Origin of the sequence: Maridesulfovibrio sp. (assembly GCF_963677005.1) — a bacterium.
Taxonomy (GTDB): domain Bacteria; phylum Desulfobacterota; class Desulfovibrionia; order Desulfovibrionales; family Desulfovibrionaceae; genus Maridesulfovibrio.
The window spans coordinates 1196644-1214750 of the sequence record NZ_OY781616.1; the positions used below are offsets into that span (position 1 = coordinate 1196644).

General features: G+C 49.3%; 12 protein-coding genes and 3 tRNA genes. 6 read left to right on the top strand and 9 right to left on the bottom strand.

All coding sequences use genetic code 11. The features are described 5' to 3' along the window. Positions 1–317 precede the first annotated feature (317 nt). Positions 318–683 carry a hypothetical protein gene (locus tag ACKU4E_RS05570; RefSeq protein WP_320170089.1) on the top strand — a complete coding sequence of 122 codons (366 nt, stop codon included), beginning with the start codon at positions 318–320 and terminating at the stop codon, positions 681–683. Positions 684–728: 45 nt separating this feature from the next. Here ACKU4E_RS05570 and ACKU4E_RS05575 read toward each other — a convergent pair whose 3' ends face one another. The 6 genes from ACKU4E_RS05575 to murA all read right to left on the bottom strand — a co-directional run bounded on the left by ACKU4E_RS05575 (position 729) and on the right by murA (position 8880). Continuing rightward, positions 729–962: a hypothetical protein gene (locus ACKU4E_RS05575; RefSeq protein WP_320170090.1), complete on the bottom strand. Its 234-nt coding sequence runs from the start codon at positions 960–962 to the stop codon at positions 729–731. Between the two features lie 108 nt (positions 963–1070). Beyond that, positions 1071–3008, bottom strand: coding sequence for a methionine--tRNA ligase (metG, locus tag ACKU4E_RS05580; protein WP_320170091.1), 1938 nt, complete (start codon positions 3006–3008; stop codon positions 1071–1073). Between the two features lie 213 nt (positions 3009–3221). After that, a complete protein-coding gene (locus ACKU4E_RS05585; protein WP_320170092.1) occupies positions 3222–4439 on the bottom strand; it encodes a regulatory iron-sulfur-containing complex subunit RicT in 1218 nt (405 codons plus the stop codon). Positions 4440–4686: 247 nt separating this feature from the next. Then, positions 4687–5085 (bottom strand): response regulator, encoded by a 399-nt coding sequence (locus ACKU4E_RS05590; RefSeq protein ID WP_320170093.1) that lies wholly within the window; start codon positions 5083–5085, stop codon positions 4687–4689. 123 nt (positions 5086–5208) lie between these two features. After that, on the bottom strand, positions 5209–7611 hold the full coding sequence (locus ACKU4E_RS05595; protein ID WP_320170094.1) for a DNA internalization-related competence protein ComEC/Rec2: 2403 nt from the start codon (positions 7609–7611) through the stop codon (positions 5209–5211). A 15-nt stretch (positions 7612–7626) separates the two neighbouring features. Next, positions 7627–8880, bottom strand: a complete 1254-nt coding sequence (gene murA / locus ACKU4E_RS05600; protein ID WP_320170095.1) for a UDP-N-acetylglucosamine 1-carboxyvinyltransferase — start codon at positions 8878–8880, stop codon at positions 7627–7629. A 281-nt stretch (positions 8881–9161) separates the two neighbouring features. Between murA and ACKU4E_RS05605 the strand changes: the two genes are divergently transcribed. Both ACKU4E_RS05605 and ACKU4E_RS05610 read left to right on the top strand, forming a co-directional pair. Continuing rightward, positions 9162–9237 (top strand) — tRNA-His (locus tag ACKU4E_RS05605). A 42-nt stretch (positions 9238–9279) separates the two neighbouring features. Then, a tRNA-His gene (locus ACKU4E_RS05610) sits at positions 9280–9355 on the top strand. A 161-nt stretch (positions 9356–9516) separates the two neighbouring features. On the opposite strand, the gene ACKU4E_RS05615 is transcribed toward ACKU4E_RS05610, so the two are convergent. The 3 genes from ACKU4E_RS05615 to thiD all read right to left on the bottom strand — a co-directional run bounded on the left by ACKU4E_RS05615 (position 9517) and on the right by thiD (position 12511). After that, positions 9517–10692: an ISL3 family transposase gene (locus ACKU4E_RS05615; RefSeq protein WP_320170096.1), complete on the bottom strand. Its 1176-nt coding sequence runs from the start codon at positions 10690–10692 to the stop codon at positions 9517–9519. A gap of 222 nt (positions 10693–10914) precedes the next feature. Next, positions 10915–10998, bottom strand: a tRNA-Leu gene (locus ACKU4E_RS05620). A 148-nt stretch (positions 10999–11146) separates the two neighbouring features. After that, positions 11147–12511 carry a bifunctional hydroxymethylpyrimidine kinase/phosphomethylpyrimidine kinase gene (gene thiD, locus ACKU4E_RS05625; RefSeq protein WP_320170097.1) on the bottom strand — a complete coding sequence of 455 codons (1365 nt, stop codon included), beginning with the start codon at positions 12509–12511 and terminating at the stop codon, positions 11147–11149. Between the two features lie 223 nt (positions 12512–12734). Here thiD and ACKU4E_RS05630 point away from each other — a divergent pair, with 223 nt between their 5' ends. From ACKU4E_RS05630 to ACKU4E_RS05640, 3 genes are all read left to right on the top strand, one after another. Beyond that, positions 12735–14504, top strand: coding sequence for a PocR ligand-binding domain-containing protein (locus ACKU4E_RS05630; RefSeq protein WP_320170098.1), 1770 nt, complete (start codon positions 12735–12737; stop codon positions 14502–14504). Positions 14505–14544: 40 nt separating this feature from the next. Beyond that, positions 14545–16449, top strand: a complete 1905-nt coding sequence (locus ACKU4E_RS05635) for a YgiQ family radical SAM protein (RefSeq protein WP_320170099.1) — start codon at positions 14545–14547, stop codon at positions 16447–16449. A 224-nt stretch (positions 16450–16673) separates the two neighbouring features. Continuing rightward, a complete protein-coding gene (locus ACKU4E_RS05640; RefSeq protein WP_320170100.1) occupies positions 16674–18104 on the top strand; it encodes a DNA integrity scanning protein DisA nucleotide-binding domain protein in 1431 nt (476 codons plus the stop codon). The last annotated feature ends 3 nt before the right edge of the window (positions 18105–18107 follow it).

An 18107-nucleotide genomic window follows, 5' to 3' on the forward strand; every position in this document is an offset into this window, starting at 1 on the left:
GTAAAAAAACGGAGTAGCATTTAACCACACAGACACTTTTGCACAAGAAATTTATTTTCAGCGTATATCATACGAAATACATACACCATAAAACAGAATGTTCGAAAACGCGCCGCACAAACAAAATAATCAGCTTACATATCTCATCATAAGAAACATGAACCAATTCTGCATGATTTCCGGCGAACAGACCAGAGAAGTGGATTGAGCAGTACAAACTGTTCTAAAGGCTTGAACGGAGTTGACAGCAGGACGCGGATATATTCAGACTGAACGGCATAAGACTGCCGAAACGGATTACACTAAAGGAGAACCGGATGCTGCCACTTATTCTTGCGGGAATGACACTTCTCGCCATCATAGGAATTTCAATTTACGCCCGTAGAAAGGGTCAGAGCGGATTCGGGGTTTTCTTTCTGCTCTACAGCGTAATTTCAATAATCGTGCACTTTGTGACTGCCGATGCCGCAACCAGATACGATTTTATGAAAATACTTCCGCAGATAGGAGTAATAATATCTTCCGGCGGGGCCATATTCGCCCAATCGAAAGGGAAAAATAAAATTGTCTACGCACTGCCGGGACTGTTTATACTTGGGGCGGCGATTATGCTTAATATTCCGCCGCATGGACCGGAAACCGATATTGCAGTGCAGACGGCAAACCAGACGATTGCAAAGTAATTTATCGAGCTAAAATAAAATTAACCCCGTAGAAAAACTAATTTCCTATTGCAGCACCCTGCGCTTCGGGTCCATTTTTTCAATGACGGCGTAAATCATATCCGCGAACTGTTCCAGTCTTCCTGCATACTCGGAACCTTCCATTTCCGAGGCATCCTGTCCGGCCAGAACAGCCACAGCCTGCAGTTCAATAACCGCCTGCGCCATGGACAGCTTTCCGCTTTTCATTTCGTCAATTATCAGCTGAACCTGATCGGCATATCCTTTGAGGCTGTTCATATTCATTTCCCACAACTTTTCAAAAAAAACTTCATAAAAAGACCCCGCCTTTTATCCAAAAAGCGGGGTCAGGAACAACTTTCATAAACGGGATTAGGAATCAGGCAATTATGAAACCTTGCACCCGTTGGCAACCTGAGCGCTTACAGTCAGCAACTGCATGTCTTCGCCGTTGCGTACAGCCAGAATCATGCCCTGTGAAGTCTCTCCACGCAGTTTGCGGGGCTTCAGATTCACCACAACCACCACCTGACGTCCCTCAAGTTCTTCAGGCTTGAAGAATTCGGCCAGTCCGGCAACCACCTGACGGGGCTCATCATCTCCGGTATCGATCTTCACCAGAAGCAGCTTATCCGCATCAGGATGCCTTGTTGCGGAAAGGACGGTCCCCACGCGCATATCAACTTTCTGAAAATCGGGGAATTCAATAACGCCGGGAATCTCGGCAGCAACCTCTCCTTTCTTCTTTGAAGGTTTGGCTTTCTTTTTGACCGGGGCGGGATCATCCTTGGGCATTTCAACCCGAGGAAACAGGTTGGAGCGGGATGCCACTTCAGTACCGGACTCAAGAAGGCCCCACACGTCTATCTCACCCTGAAGATTTATTTTATCGGGAATAAATTTGATGCCGAGCTGCTCAAGCATCTTTTCGCCTGCTTCCGGCATTACCGGCCAGAGGTGCACCGCGATCTTGCGCATGTTCTCCAGCAGCACATACATTACAGTACCAAGACGGGAAGTATTGCCCTCTTTGAAAAGAGCCCAGGGCTGAGTTGTATCGATATACTTGTTCAGCCCTCTGACAAGTTCCCAGAGTCCCTCAAGACCGCGTGAAAATTTGGCATCAAGAAAATTGTTCTGGAAATCCGCCATGGCTTTGCGGCCAAGGCTCTTGATTTCACAATCTTCATCTCCTTCCTCGCCGGGAACAGGGACCTTGCCTTCGAAATATTTGTGGGTCATGGACAGGGTCCGGCTGAACAGGTTGCCAAGGTCGTTGGCAAGGTCTGCGTTCAGTCGTCCGACAAGCGCTTCTTCGGAAAAACTGGAATCGTTTCCGAAAACCATCTCGCGCAGCAGGAAATAGCGAAAAGCGTTGACGCCGTAGCGCTCCGCCATATCAAGAGGGGCGACCACGTTCCCAAGAGATTTGGACATCTTGGTGTCCTTGATGAGCCAATATCCGTGCACGTTGAGATGTTTATAGGGCTCAATTCCGGCAGCCTTGAGCATTGTAGGCCAGAAAACAGCATGGGGTTTCAGTATGTCCTTGGCGACAAGATGATTTACACCGGGCCAGAATTTGGTAAATTTTTCTCCCTCAGGATAATTCAGAGCCGTGATATAGTTGATAAGGGCGTCAAACCAGACGTAGGTAACGAATTCCTTGTCAAAAGGCAGTTCTATGCCCCACTCCAACCGGCTTTTCGGGCGGGATATGCACAGGTCTTCAAGCGCTCCGGATTTGAGCAGGCTCAGGACCTCGTTTTTGTATCTTTCAGGACGGATAAAATCGGGATTTTCATTGATGTGCGCAATCAACCAATCCTGATACTTGGACATTTTGAAAAAATAGTTTTTCTCGGCAATGTACTCCGGCACGGTTTCATGCTGAGGGCATTTTCCGTCCACCAGTTCTTTTTCCGTATAAAATCTTTCACACCCGAAGCAGTAGTGCCCGCCATATTCGCCGAAATAGATATCACCGTTTTCGTATACCTGCTGCAGAACCTGCTGAACGCATTTAATATGCCGTTCTTCAGTGGTCCGAATGAAATCATCATTTTCAATCTGAAGTCCCGGCCACAGGTTGCTGAACATGGAACTGATCTCGTCTACATATTCACGAGGTGTCTGACCGCCCTTTTCCGCAGCCTGAACAATCTTGTCTCCATGCTCGTCAGTTCCGGTGAGAAAAAAGGTTTCTTCTCCCAGAAGCTTATGAAAACGATTCATGGCATCGGCGACAATTGTCGTGTATGCGTGTCCCAGATGGGGTTTGGCATTAACATAGTAGATGGGAGTCGTAATATAAAACGGATCCAAAATCAGTTACTCCTGTTACGGTGATAACAATCGGATTTCAAATAGGTTAGAAAAACAAACGGTGCTGTTTCACCGGTATAAATCCGAACTTTTTTAGCAGTATAAAAAACCATACAGCCGGGTGAGAGAAGTTACATCTTCATCCGGCCGCAGGACTGACCACTGTCGCGGGCAGTCAGCCATATAGCGGACAACCCGAATATAAGCAAATTTTTAATTCTTACGCGATCCTGAAGGTTTCCTTTTACGTCTGCGCCTTGTCGGACGGCGGGTTTTGGCCCCTTTGGCCTCCCTGGCCGGCCCGGGTCTGCCACCTTTTTTCTGGGCATCACCATCTTTTACTGCTGCACCTGTTTTCTGATCAGCACTTGCGGTTACGTCCGCCTTGTCTGCCGGGCCTGATTTTTCCACCGGACTTACCGAATCAGTACCGGCCCCTTCTTCTGCGGATACATCGACACTACGGTTCTCCGGCACGGATTGGGCAGTTGCCTTGCCACGGGAAGATTGATTATCTCTCCCCGGAACAACTTTCGCTTTATTGCCCATATTGGTGCGGGAACTGCGGCTGTTCTCTTCCGGCTCCTGTTCAGCGCTATCCCCCCGACCTCCGCGAGCAGGTGCCTGCTGACGAAGAATATCCGGCCACTCATCAAGGGAAATCTCTATTTCCTCACCTTCTTCAGGCAGTACGGTAAGGGCATTGCGAAAAAAGTTTGATCGGGTAACCCGCACACTGCCGTGAACAGTATTATACCGTTTCCCTATTTTCGGGCATTTGCGATGGAAATCTTCATAGTTGTCCTGCTCAAAAGACAGGCAGCACAAAAGGCGTCCGCAGATGCCGGAAATTTTGGTCGGGTTAAGGAAAAGGTTCTGTTCCTTGGCCATTCTGATGGTCACGGGCATGAACTTGCGCATAAACCTTCTGCAGCAGCAGATCTGTCCGCAATTGCCTATGGCACCCAGCATCTGGGTTTCATGCCGCACTCCGATCTGACGCAGTTCTATGCGGGTTCTGTATTCCTTGACCAGTTCCTTGACCAGTTCCCTGAAATCTATCCGCCCCGGTGCGGTAAAATAAAAAATCATTTTGCTGCGATCGAAAAAGACCTCTACATCGACCAGCTTCATGTCCAGCTTCTGCCTGTCTATACAGTCCTTGCAGAACCTGTGCGCAACACGTGAAAGGTCACGATTTTCAGCCTCGGATTCCAGATCTTCATCCCCGGCCAGCCTGTATATGGTCTTCAGGGATTCTTCGGACACATCCTCAGGCAGATCCTGCTGAACTACAAAGACTTTACCGAGCCCCATTCCCTGCTCGGTCTTGACTATGACGGAATGTCCTTCGCAAACTACGAACGGACCGGACGAAAAGTAATATATCTGTCCGAAATCATTAAACTTAACACCTAAAACTTGAGACATTACAAAGACCTTATATAAAACCGCCCTTGCAGGCGGATAAAACTTGATATGAAGGACTGACAATAAACCACTTCATGATGAACTTCAATTGTGTTTTTTTATTCTAACGGGCTTGAATAATACAAAATAAAATAATACTCAAAAAAAATCCGCGGCAAATGCCGCGGATTTGTTCCCTGTTTTAAGAAAAATTCTCTATTTAGAACCTGAAATTACCAAATCCTTAAAATTCAAAGCCAGGACAGTTCTACAGGCTGAACCCCAGATTGTTCAACTCCTTAAGGAGCTTGGTCTCTTCAATCGGTTTAACAAGATAGGAAGTGGCTCCTCCGAGAAAAAATGCATCGTGGGTCTCTTTCCGGTCATCAAGCATTGTTGTAACGATGACCTTCACTTCATCCTGTTCAGCTATGTCGAAGTCTTTTTCGATGGAACGCATTTCCCGCAAAGCCTGCTGGCCGTCCATCTCAGGCATAACAAGGTCGAGACAGACAAGGTCATACCGCCTGCCGTCCTCAAGGCCCTTTTTAAATGCGAAAACAGCCTCCTCCCCGTTCACTGCGATATCGCACCGGGCGTAGGGCTTCATGATTTCATGCAACATGTTGCGGCAGTAAAAATCATCATCGACAATCAGCACTCGCATGCAGTCAGACCTCCGTACTAATTAACTACACAATAAAACACTCCACTGCGGGATACATTGTCACTTTTACCACGTAAAATCAAGTTCACCTGTGTATATGATTATAGATTAAAAAACGACTGTTCACGGCTTACGCTTCAATTCCCCGTCCGGTCCCCAGACAACAGTTATCATGCCGCAATCCGCAGTGGTAAAAAGAGGAATATCCCTTGCTTCCAGCTCTTTTCGCACCTTTTCGGCAACGAAATTGAAACGGTTGAGCATTCCGCAGGCTGCAAGCACAAATTCAGGGTCAACCTGATCGTAAAAACGCGGGGAAAATCCGCCGGCACTTCCGTGATGCGGAAGAATCAATACCTGCGAACGCAGATCAAGCCCGCTGCCCAGCACTGATTTGATTCCCTTACGGTCCAGATCACCGGAGATACCCAGCAGAGAACGTCCGTTCCATACCAGCCTCAAACAAAGAGAACGGTCATTTGTGCTGCCCTTGAACCCTTCAGAAGGATGCAGAACTTCAAGCACCAGTCCCGGTTCCAGTTCTATCCTGTCCCCTCGGTGTATAACAGACGGAATTATTCCATCTGATTCAAAAACACGGTTGAACCTTTCCCCCAGTTTACCGACCGGAATGTCTCCATTGGTAAAAAACCGGCCCACTCGAAACTTTTCCAGCAGGAAGGCCAGACCACCGGCATGATCGCGGTCTCCATGAGTCATCAGTACATTATCAACTTCCGGAAGCCGACCGGAACAGAGCCACGGGCCGACCACAGCCCGCCCCATATCGAAAGAGCCGAAACCGCCGCCGCCATCCACAACAGTGCGTGTTCCCCGAGGACCGGTTATGACAACACACTGGGACTGCCCGGTATCAAGCAGGTCAACCCTTACACCGGGATGATCCATGCATGGATATAACCGCAACACCAGCAGCACCAGCAATGGAAAAACAAAATACCCCGCCTGCCTGAATCTTCTGCTTAAAACAAAAAGCAAGCCTCCGAGCACAAGGTAATACCCTATCATTCCCTCCCAGAGCGGCCTGTAGAAAGCGTACTCCGGTAGAAAGCCGTTTTGCGCCGCAGAACGAATAAGTGACAATAGATTTTCTTGCAGTGTGCTCCCGGCACTGAAAAACCATTGAGCAGCCTCGGGCATGATGTATGCTGCGGCAAGTCCTCCGAAACCGCACACCGGCACAACAAATAATCCCAGCAGCGGGACAACTATCACATTGAAAAGGAAATTCGGTGAGACCGTCCCGAAATTCCAGAGCAGAACCGGCAGCAAAGCAAGATTTGCACAGAGACTGACATAGATCACACCAAGAACAAAACGTAACACCCTGTATGCGGGATTGCCCCCCGGAGGCATCAGTCTGCGGAAAAAGGGAAAGAGCAGACCGATACCGGTCACAGCAAGCACGGAAAGCTGAAACCCCAGATCGAAAACGCTCAGCGGAGCAAACAGCAGAATCAGGAACACAGCCAGAAACAGGCCGTCCATCAGAATACGGCCCCGATCAAGCAGCAGGAGCAGCCCCCAGAAACCGAACATGCAGGCTGCACGCAACAGCGATGGAGTAAACTGCCCAAGCCAGAGATAAAAAAGCACAAAAGGGACAGCCAGAATCACTCCCAGCTTAAGTCTTGAAATAAGCAAAAACAATCGCGGAAAGACAAATCCGGCCAGCCAGGCCAGCGCAAATCCGATGGAGGCGACAAAACCTACATGTAACCCGGAAAGAGCCAACACATGAGACACTCCGGCCCGGCGGACCAGCTCCACTGTATCTTTTGACAGATAGAAACGCTCACCGGCCAGCAGCGCGGGAAAGAACGCGCCACCCTGATCAGCCGGAGCGTTATCGATGATATGTCTGCGCAGGGAAATCCGTATCCGCTGTAACAGATTCGGAAGAAACGGCTTCAGTGCCCAGTTTTCAAGGTGGCCGCGAGAATATGCCCGGTAAAAAATATTTCGGCTCTGATTGTAGAATCCGTAATCCCATAATCCGCTGTTTCTAAAACCTATGGTCGGCTTCACCCTGCCAACGAATTCCACCTGCTGGCCGGGCAGGGGAAATTTATCCGGCATGGCCCATGTCCAGTTGAGATACCCTTCAAGCCGGGTAACACCTTCGGTTGAATTGCAATGAACATCCTGCAGCAGAATTTTTAAGGTATTGCCCGGGACAGCCCGGACTGAACTGACCCGGCCGCTGACCAGCACTTTTTCCCGTGCAGCCATCCAGGCAGGCATTTCAGCAGGTCTGACCGGCAGTGAAAAATTGCCGTACCAGAAGCCGAGACCGAAAAACAGGCAAAGGACCGGAACAGTCCATTTGCCGGAACGAAAGCAGATATGCAGAAAAAGATAGATAAGAAAAGCAGTACAGGAAGGAATGAACCACTTGATGGCAAGGAGACCGAATACAAGTGCCGGTAACGGTTTTTGCCAGGAAAGCAGGCCCGCAGGTGCGGACCTGCCTTTGAAATCAAAGTCAGAATCGGTCGCTGACATGGTCAGAAACGGCGCCTACTCTTTTTCACGCCAGATGCGCGCCCCCACGGCGGAAAGCTTTTCTTCCAGTCGCTCGTATCCACGGTCCAGATGGTATATCCGCTGGATATCGGTCCGTCCGGAAGCGGCAAGACCGGCCACAACAAGCGAAGCACTGGCCCGCAGGTCGGATGCCATTACCGGGGCTCCGGTTAACTTTTCCACCCCCCGAATCATTGCGGTACGTCCTTTGAGCTTGATGTTTGCTCCCATACGCACCAGTTCGGAAACGTGCATAAACCGGTTTTCGAAAATCTTTTCCTCTATAGTCCCGGCCCCCTGAGCCAAAGACATCAGGGTCATCAGCTGAGCCTGCATATCCGTAGGGAATCCGGGGAAAGGCTGCGTGGTGATATCTACACCGGAAATTATCCCGTTATCACGGCGCACGCGGACTCCCTGATCATCCTCTTCCAGCCAGATGCCCATACGGCGCAGCTTGTACACCACGGCATCAAGCTCCTGAAAAGGACAATCTTCTATGATCAGTTCACCGTCCGTCATGGCGGCGGCAACCATGTACGTCCCGGCTTCTATGCGGTCCGGCATGATACGGTAATCGCAGCCGTGCAGAGAGGAAACGCCCTCGACCTTTATTATACTCGTGCCCTGCCCGCTGATTTTGGCCCCGCAGGCGTTGAGAAAATCAGCAAGATCGACAACTTCAGGTTCGCGGGCCGCATTCTCGATGATAGTATCACCTTCGGCAATGGAAGCGGCCATGAGTACGTTTTCCGTTCCGCCGACAGTAGGAAAATCAAAATGGATATCAGTGCCCTTGAGACCGTCACAACGGCCATGAATATAACCGGATTCAAGGTCAAAAGTAGCGCCCATCTGCTCAAAGGCGGTCAGGTGCAGGTCCACGGGACGCGCTCCGATTGCACACCCTCCGGGAAGAGCAACCTTGGCCTCTCCTTTCAACGCCAGCAGCGGTCCCAGACACAGCACCGAAGCCCGCATGGTTTTGACCAGATCGTAAGGGGCCTCAATTTTAAGATCACAGACCCGGCTCTTGACATTATTTCCGTCAAAAGATGTTTCGCACCCCAGAATATCCAGCAGTTTCAGAGTGGTATGAATATCCCTCAACCGGGGAACATTACCGAGATTGACTTCGCCCTGCGGAAGAATACAAGCAAGCAGAATGGGCAGGGCCGCATTTTTGGAGCCGCTGACCCTGATGGGACCATTGAGCGGGACTCCGCCTTCAATTACTAATTTATCCATTATCAGTCCTTAATACCTTGGCACTCTCAGGCCTGGACTCTGCCGGTGGCCGGATTGCCTTACTGTTCAATCCAAATACAGAAACTTGAAGTTAGATGGCACAATTTACCGGATTAGTGAATAAGGTGCTTAGGTCATTCCTTGAGAAACATCAAATGCAAATACCGAACGACGCGGTATTGTTGCCGATATCAGACAAAATGTTGCCGCTGAATTTCAGATTTTTATAAAAAACTCTTGACCATATGCCCCGGCTTGGTTAAACACCCTTCTCACACACGGTGGGTGTAGCTCAGTTGGTAGAGCACTTGGTTGTGGCCCAAGTGGCCGAGGGTTCAAGTCCCTTCACTCACCCCAGACAGTCCAAAGGGATCAGTTTCAACTGATCCCTTTTTTAAGGTGGGTGTAGCTCAGTTGGTAGAGCACTTGGTTGTGGCCCAAGTGGCCGAGGGTTCAAGTCCCTTCACTCACCCCATAAATTTGAAGACCGGCAGACCGGTTCTTGCAAAAAACAAAATCCCCGCATTTTTGCGGGGATTTTGTTTTTTTGTGTAAAGAAGACATTTCGGGGTCTACACCAAAGAAAGGGGCACAAGCCCGAATGATCAAATTTCCAACCGTTGATTTTCTTCTCGACTACCCGCACAAAACCCGTACACGCAGCCGATAGTTTTCGAAATTTCTAAATCCGTATGCCCGCCTCTGGATAAGTTTCATCTTCCGATGAAATCCTTCGGTTGTTCCGTTGCTTTTACCGTAACGAAACATCCGGGCCACTTCCTCTTTCCAGCTATTCAGAGTTCTGCCCAGCGTTCGAAGCGGAGCAAAAGGACTCTGCTGAAGTTGCTTGATTTTATCAAGCAGTTCGAAAATGTATTTTTTGCAGCTACGGCCATTTTGTGCCCTAACTCTGAGCAGATCGTTCAGTTCATGGCAGAAGTGGTAAAGACTTTCGATTGCCGGTTGCGCCTCAAAATATTTAGATAAAAGCTCTTTCCTTTTGTCTGACAAACGGTCCTGCCGACACAGCATGGCCCGCAAAATTCCACCCCGACCATACGAAATATTTTCTTCATCGATCAGCTTGCAGGTCTTGCTGAAATGCTGGTTCACCAGCCGAATTACGTGAAAGCGATCCGAAACAATCCGGGCGTTCGGAAACCAGGTTTTGACCATATGCCTATAAGCAGAATTCATATCTATACAAACTACTTTTACCTTACTCCGCCCTTTAAGAGTCCTGAGAAAGGGAAGTAATTCAGCGGCACTGCGGCCCATGGCTATGTCAAAAATTTTATTGTTTGCAAGGTCGCAAAACGTGGTTGCAAACCCCACTTTGCGTGTGAAACGATGCTCATCAATTCCGAGATACCGAGGACACTTCCAGTTGCTGCGCTGTCGGACTTTTAGATTGATGACCTGATGATAAAATCGCTCCACGCTGGAAACTCCGATTCCGTTTTCACTGGCAATGGTCTTGTTACATGATCCGTTGTTGTACTGCCGAAAAACTTCGCGCTTTAAAATTTCGGTAGAGCGGCTCCACTTCTTAATCCCGTCCATACGGGTGTTGAAATATCGACCACAATCCTTGCAGTGATACTTGTGGCACTTTACCCGCAAAATCGATGCGCGCCCGTTATGCGGAATGCTCTTGATAAATCGCCTGAACGTATCCTTGATCCGAAATGAAGAACTTCGGCACCGAGGACAAATTGGCTTGCCTGTCCACTCTACCTCAAGAATTATCGGAAAATACGACACCACATTTTTGATTGCAAAATCGGGCAGGCCGATTAAGATTCGATCCATAAATTGATCTCCTTTCTTTGGTCGGAAATTTGATCAATTTATAGGGCATATCGAGTCGGTTCGGTATGCCTTTCTTTTTATCGGATTAAGTCATCGCCCCTTTCTTTGAGGTAGAGCCACATTTCGACAAGGCAAAATAAAGGCGAAAAAACACAAAAACACAAAAACACCCCCTTACACGGCCATTCAAAAACCGTTGTAAGGGGGTGTTTTCATTTACATTGGTGCGAAAGGAGAGACTCGAACTCTCACGGCTATGCCGCTGGATCCTAAATCCAGTGCGTCTACCAATTCCGCCACTCTCGCAACCTGTTAACGAGGCTATAGCCCGAGCAGAGCTCAATAATCAAGATGAACCGACTCAAGTAGCTACAGCAAAGATGGGTTAATATAGACAGTACCACTGCTTGTCAACAGGAAATTAACGTTTTTGTCCATTAATACAGTGCGATACTTATACGTTCTCCAAGGCATTAATTATTTTCACCAACTTCTCTTCAAGTTCGGTGAAATTCCTTGCAAAAAGACGAAGCTGCGGGACTTTTCCCTTCGCGCCGGAATCGCAGACAACATCCACCATCTCCGGTTCCGGATGCTCCGACATTGCCTTGCAGACGCCCCATTCAACCGTTGTTTCTTCATTTATACGGAATTCAGCGGTTTCATCCTCGCGGTCAAACCAGGCTTCGACAAATCCGCATGCAACCATGGCAGCAAGGATTTCGGCATCATAGCGCAGGTTGATCGCACAGCTTAATTCCGGATTGGACTTGCCTGCACAGATAAGTGCACGAGCCAGCATCTTCGACATTCCGAAACCCGGATAACCGCAGGGTAGAATCTCGCCGTTCCGGGCAGCGGCTATGCCGCCGGAAAAAGCCGCCACATCATTTATATCTCCGGCATACGGAAGAGACGCGGCAACATTCATGCGTACTTCCGGCACCAGTTTAGAAAAACCATCCATGCCGGAAAGCAGAAGACCGAAATCGTGAAGATCGGTTATTACCCCCTGCTTGCTCCTTTCTCTCAGCATGGGAGCCAGATGATTCGGCGGCCCGCTTCCCTCTCCGAGATCAAAACCGGCCCGCAAGGCCAGATTAAGGTACTCCTGAGCCTTGCGCACAGCCGTTACCATGTCGCAGCCAAGAGCCAGATACGATGCGATCGAGGCAGACAGGGTACACCCGGTCCCGTGGCTGTTTTTTGTTTTTACCCGCTGCTGCATAAGCGGGATCGGCTGCTGACCGCTTATGCCCAGCCAGTCCGTCGAGGCCACGGAATCAAGATGCCCGCCTTTGATCAGAACCGCCTTCGGCCCCATTTCGAGCAGCACTTCTATGGCTGCAAAAATATCTTCGCGGGATTTTATTTCCATGCCGCTGAACAATTCAGCCTCCGGGATATTCGGAGTAAGCAGCTCAGCCAGCGGAAAAAGCTCCTTCATGGCTTCCACGGCATCGTCCTTGAGAAGCTTTGCCCCGCTGGTTGCAACGCAGACGGGATCGATCACCAGCGGAAAATCCTTCCCCTGTAATGCGGCTGCGACAGCTCTGATGATGGGTGCTGAAAACAGCATTCCCGTCTTGGCCGCACTGACCTTTATATCACTGCAAACCGTTTCTATCTGCAACGCTGCAAATTCAGAAGAAACCGCTTCAATCCCGGCGACCCCCACAGTATTCTGGGCGGTAATCGCTGTGATAGCGCTGGCACCGTAACATCCGGCCATGGATATGGCCTTGAGATCGGCCTGAATACCTGCTCCGCCGCCGGAATCGGACCCGGCAATTGTCAAAACGCATGGAAGCGGCTTCATGAAGTCTCCTTATATCTCTTTGATTACTGGAATATCATTTTTATAAGCGCCCACAATTCTACCCTTGCATGAAGGACCGGTCAACCGCACCTGAACGTCAAACCAATTAAAGGTAATGGCAATGGTCTGCTTTCTGAACTATACTTATTTTATATAATTCCTTAAAATCAGAAATGAAGTAGAATGAAGCCCTCTATACGACCTCTGCATACGGGAGACAACCATGCTTTCATCTCTTAAAAAACCGCAAACATTCAATTCCGAATTCGATACCCTGCTGCTCAAGGACGTAATAGAAGTAAAGGAACTCCAAAGTATGCTTGAGGTAAGTTATACGGCCACAGGGATGCCTTCGGGTATAATTGATGCCAATTCCGGAGAAATATATGCCGGAGCAGGCTGGCAGAAGATCTGCCTGAACTTCCACCGTATCCATCCGAAAACAAATGCTCGTTGTATAGCAAGCGACACGGCAATTACCAACAAGATAAAAGAAGGCTCGCACTACGCGTACAAGTGCGGCAACGGACTCTGGGACATAGGCATTCCCATCATGTGCCATGGACGGCACATTGCAACCTTTTTTCTGGGACAATTCTTTTATGAAGATGAAATGCCGGAAAAGGAATTCTTTATCAGGCAGGCTGCCGAATTCGGGTTTGACAAAGACAAATATATATCTGCGCTTGCCGAAGTCCCTCGATTCAGCAGGGAAAAAGTTGAAGCAACACTTAAATACAACATTGCAATTGTTGCATTTCTTTCGGACCTGGCAACTAAAAACACTACCCTGCTGTTTGAAATAGAACAGCGCAAAGAGGCAGAACAGGAAATAACAACCCTGCGCAACTACCTTGTAAACATAATAGATTCGATGCCATCCATAATTATAGGGGTTGATCCTGACGGATTGGTCACCCAGTGGAATAAAGGTGCCGAAGAAGCAACCGGACTTAAATCCTCCGATGCTTTAGGACACCCTCTGCAAAAGATTCTGCCTGAAATGACTCATGATTTTCACAGGATAACCAATGCGATAGTCAACCAGACAAAGCATAAATACGAAATTATCACCACAGACAAATCCTGTTCCAAAGTATATCGGGAAGTTACAATATATCCGCTCATTGCAGGACAGACACCAGGGGCGGTCATCCGGGTTGACGATGTAACCGAACGCAAAAATTTCGAACAGATGATAATGCACAATGAAAAGATGACCTCCATAGGCGGTCTGGCTGCCGGAATGGCGCATGAAATAAACAACCCTCTGGCCGGAATAATAGGTACATCCGCCAATATTCATAAAAGAATTTACGATGATACTCCGGCCAATAAGGCGGCGGCGGAAAAATGTTCAACCCGGCTGGAAACTATCCGTGCCTATCTGAATGAAAGGGAAATTCCAAGAATGCTGGATGGCATAAAAACCGCCGGGACCCGGGCGGCATCAATTGTCAGCAATATGCTTAGTTTTGCCCGTAAGAGTGAGGGTGTTTTTTCTCCCTGGCAGCTTGGGGAGCTGCTGGACCGGACAGTTGAACTGGCGGGAAATGATTACAACCCGCAAAACAAGCATGACTTCAAACAGATTAAAATAGAAAAAAATTATCAGCCGGGGATGAGACCGGTTTTCTGTGCCGGAAACGAAATACAGCAGGTACTCCTGAATATATTCAAAAACGGTGCACAAGCCATGGCGGAAAAAGAGTATACGGATTCGCAACCGACCTTTACCTGCAGCACTTACGAGCAGGGAGAGATGGCGGTTATGGAAATCATGGACAACGGTCCCGGCATTGACGAATCGACACGCAGACGTATCTTCGAACCTTTTTTCACCACCAAGGAAGTCGGCCACGGGACGGGACTGGGGCTGTCCATTTCCTACTTCATAATAACAGACCAGCACAACGGACAGCTTGATGTTGATTCGGAACCGGGGCAAGGCACCAGGTTCACTATAAAACTTCCTTTTGAGCGGCAAAGATAGATTCTTGCCAGCCTCTGTGTTCGGCTATATGCTCCGCCACATGAAACAAAGCATCATAGCCGAAAAAAGATCCCAACCTAAATTTCTGCCCATGTCCAGACAGGAAATGGACAAGCTGGGCTGGGACAGGCCGGACATATTACTCATCTCGGGAGATAGTTACATAGACCATCCCAGCTTCGGAATCCCGCTGCTAGGCAGGGTACTGTCAGCCCATGGATTCAAGGTGGCTCTTGTCTGCCAGCCTTCTCAGGACGACCTCAAGAAAATCGAATCAATGGGTCCGCCGAGACTTTACTCCGGAGTTTCCGCCGGAGCGCTTGATTCCATGGTGGCGCACTACACAGCCTTTCGCAAAAAAAGAAGCGATGACGCCTACACACCCGGCGGGAAATCCGGAGCCCGTCCGAACAGAGCCGTAATAGTATACACAAACATGCTCAGGCAGGCTTTCAAGGGTGTTCCCGTAATAATCGGAGGCATTGAAGCATCCCTGCGCCGAATCTCCCATTATGATTTCTGGACGGATAAAGTACGCAAACCGATCCTCATGGACAGCAAGGCGGACCTGCTTGTTTACGGCATGGGAGAACGCGCTATGCTGGAGGCGGCTGTTCGTCTGGCAGATGAGAATTATCCCGCAGACCGGGCACTGAAGGGAATTCGCGGAACAGCGTTCATGGGTTCCGATGAAGATATTCCGGAGACAGCTGAAAGAGTGCAGCTCCCCTCGCATGCAGACATTCTGGCAGACCCGCGGCAATTGATGGAAGCGACCATAGCTCTGGAAGAACAGGTCCACCACGGAACGGCCTGGGCGACACAGCAGGTTGACAACAGACAGGTCATAATCACCCCGCCAGCGGATTATCTGGAAACGGATGAACTTGACTGGCTGTACTCCCTGCCCTACGCGCGCATGCCCCACCCTTCCTACAAGGATAGGATTCCGGCCGCAGACATGATCGAATTCAGCATCACATCCCACCGGGGCTGCGGTGGAGGATGCTCTTTCTGCTCTATCGCCATGCATCAGGGCCGGCACATTCGCTCAAGGAGCAGAAAATCCATTCTTGCGGAAATTAAACGCATGAATAACCATCCTGAATTCAAAGGGTCAATTTCAGATATCGGCGGACCGAGCGCAAACATGTGGAATGCGCAGTGCACTCTGCAGCGCGGAAAATGCAAACGCAAAAGCTGCCTGGTTCCGGGAGTCTGTCCCAATTTCAAATACAATCAGAAAGCAAATCTGGACCTGCTGCGAGAAGCGGACAGACAGGAAGGGGTAAAACACGTCCGGGTGGCAAGCGGTGTACGCTACGATCTCGGCCAGAAGGACCCTGCAAGCTTAAAAGCCATTTTCAAAGAATTTGTGGGCGGTCAACTCAAAGTGGCTCCGGAGCACATTTCTCCATCGGTGCTTAAACATATGCGTAAGCCGCAACTGCATATTTTCGAAAGCTTTCTGGAAATGTTTGCGGAAGAATCGCGTAAGGCAGGCAAGGAGCAGTATGTCATTCCTTATCTCATGAGCGCGTTTCCCGGATGCACGGATCAGGATATGCGCATGCTCTCCTCCTGGCTGGCTGCGCGTGGCTGGAGACCCCGCCAGGTGCAATGCTTCATCCCTACACCCGGAACAATAGCCACGGCCATGTTCCACTGCGGTAAAGATCCGGACGGCAACAGTATCTTCGTTGCCAAAACAGACGCCATGCGCCTCAAGCAGCATCGTATCTTGATCCCTGATCCGGGAAAGGACCCAAGGGCGGGAGGGAAGAACAGGCCTGCCAAAAAATCCCCAAAAAAAGCGGGCAGTCATAAAAATCAGGAAGACAAATCGACTCCCAAAACAGGCGGTTCAAAACAGACCGCCGGAAATAAAAATTTAAACCGCAACAAAACAAAAAAAAGCTTCACAAAGAAGAAAAAAATAAAGTAATTATTTAAAAAAAATGAACAAGGGCGTTTTTGCAGGTTCCAAAGAAATTACCGATGCGTAAATTACATAAAACCTGCAAGCTCTTTTCATTATCCCAGCAAACGGATTAGAGGAGGCTGCATAGCAGCCGTACATATAACGGACACCTGTTTACTGCTCTGGTATGTATTTTCATAAATCTAAAACAGAACTGCATCACCTACTAAAATAGATCCGGGTATGATATGAGTTCAGAATCTTTTGCCAATTTATGTATTTTTCACATAATGGACGGGCTGCGGGACGGGCTTTCACACTTTTCAGGAGCCAGCAGGGCGGCACTTGTTTATGCCGTCAATCCCGAGGACCCGTTACACATATACGATCCGCAGGACCTCCTCAGGGAACACGAGCCTAAGCTTCAGGAGTACTACTTCGAATCAAACGAATGGCGGGCAGGTTCTGCCCATGATGACAGCACCCGTCTTATCGAAGTAATTCCGTCACGGGACCTGGCCCTGGCGGGGTTGATAACATGCAGTGCCCGGTCAAGCAGCATATTCTACCAGTGCTGGTTCACGGAACAGCACCCGGACATGTGTTCGACCGGCCCGACAGAAAGCTGGATGGAATATGCAGCCATGCTCCTCTCACAGGATTTTGCAACCCAGAACATACTGCGTATAGACAGTTCCGGACATCTGCTGCGGGAATATTCCACGCATGCGGTACGTGATTTCATAGTGGACCAGCGTAACCGGATCATGGGCTGGGACACCCAGTTGAGGGTCTACCCTATACTTGATGCTGTACTTGGAATTTCCAAAACCCGCGAAGAAGGAGCCTGGGCCAAAGGAGACCTTATATTCATTGAACCCTCGGAACTGGATTCAATAAAATACATGGCCAAATTCCCCGAAAATGAGCGCCCTTCTCTCAAAAACCATAAACACGTGCGCAAACTTCTTCAGTCAGTGGAAAACTCAAGCCGCAAACTGGTATCGGACGGCAGATGTGTTGTCGGCATAGCTTCCATCGGGCCGACAAACAACTCCATCTCGGCATTTTTCAAAGGAGACTGGGGCCTGCTCTACCTTGGCGGAGACCCTGTATGCAGTTTTGCGGACGCCAAATTTTCCTCCACCAATTACAAGCCGAACCTTGTTCAGCTTGAAGAGTTCCTGCTTGAAATAGACCTGACGGCTGAAGCCCGCCATAAACTTTTTCAACTGATCATCAGAATCATCGCCAGCGCCAACCACCGCAGACACGGCTGCACGCTGGTACTGGACTTTAATGACACCCCGGTGGAAATCGCCGGGCAGACCCTTGAAGAACCGCTTGATCTGAATCAACCCGAAATTCGTGGTCTGGCCAGGTCCCTCACCAAACTGGACGGCGCTGTGCATATATGCAAGGATCTCAAACTGCACGGCTTTGCCTGCCTGCTGGACGGCAAGGCGGTCACCGGCGAAAACAGAGCCAGAGGAGCAAGATTCAATTCAGCTCTGCGCTTTACCGCCAAGTATGACAACCTCATCGTGATTGTTGTTTCTTCCGACAAACCGGTATCAATAATCCAGCACGGAGTGGAACTGACCGCACATTGCGAATGGAAACAGATGTTCTCCTGCGTCAGAACCCCGCCCCTTCTTGAAACCTGGCTGCAAGGATAGATA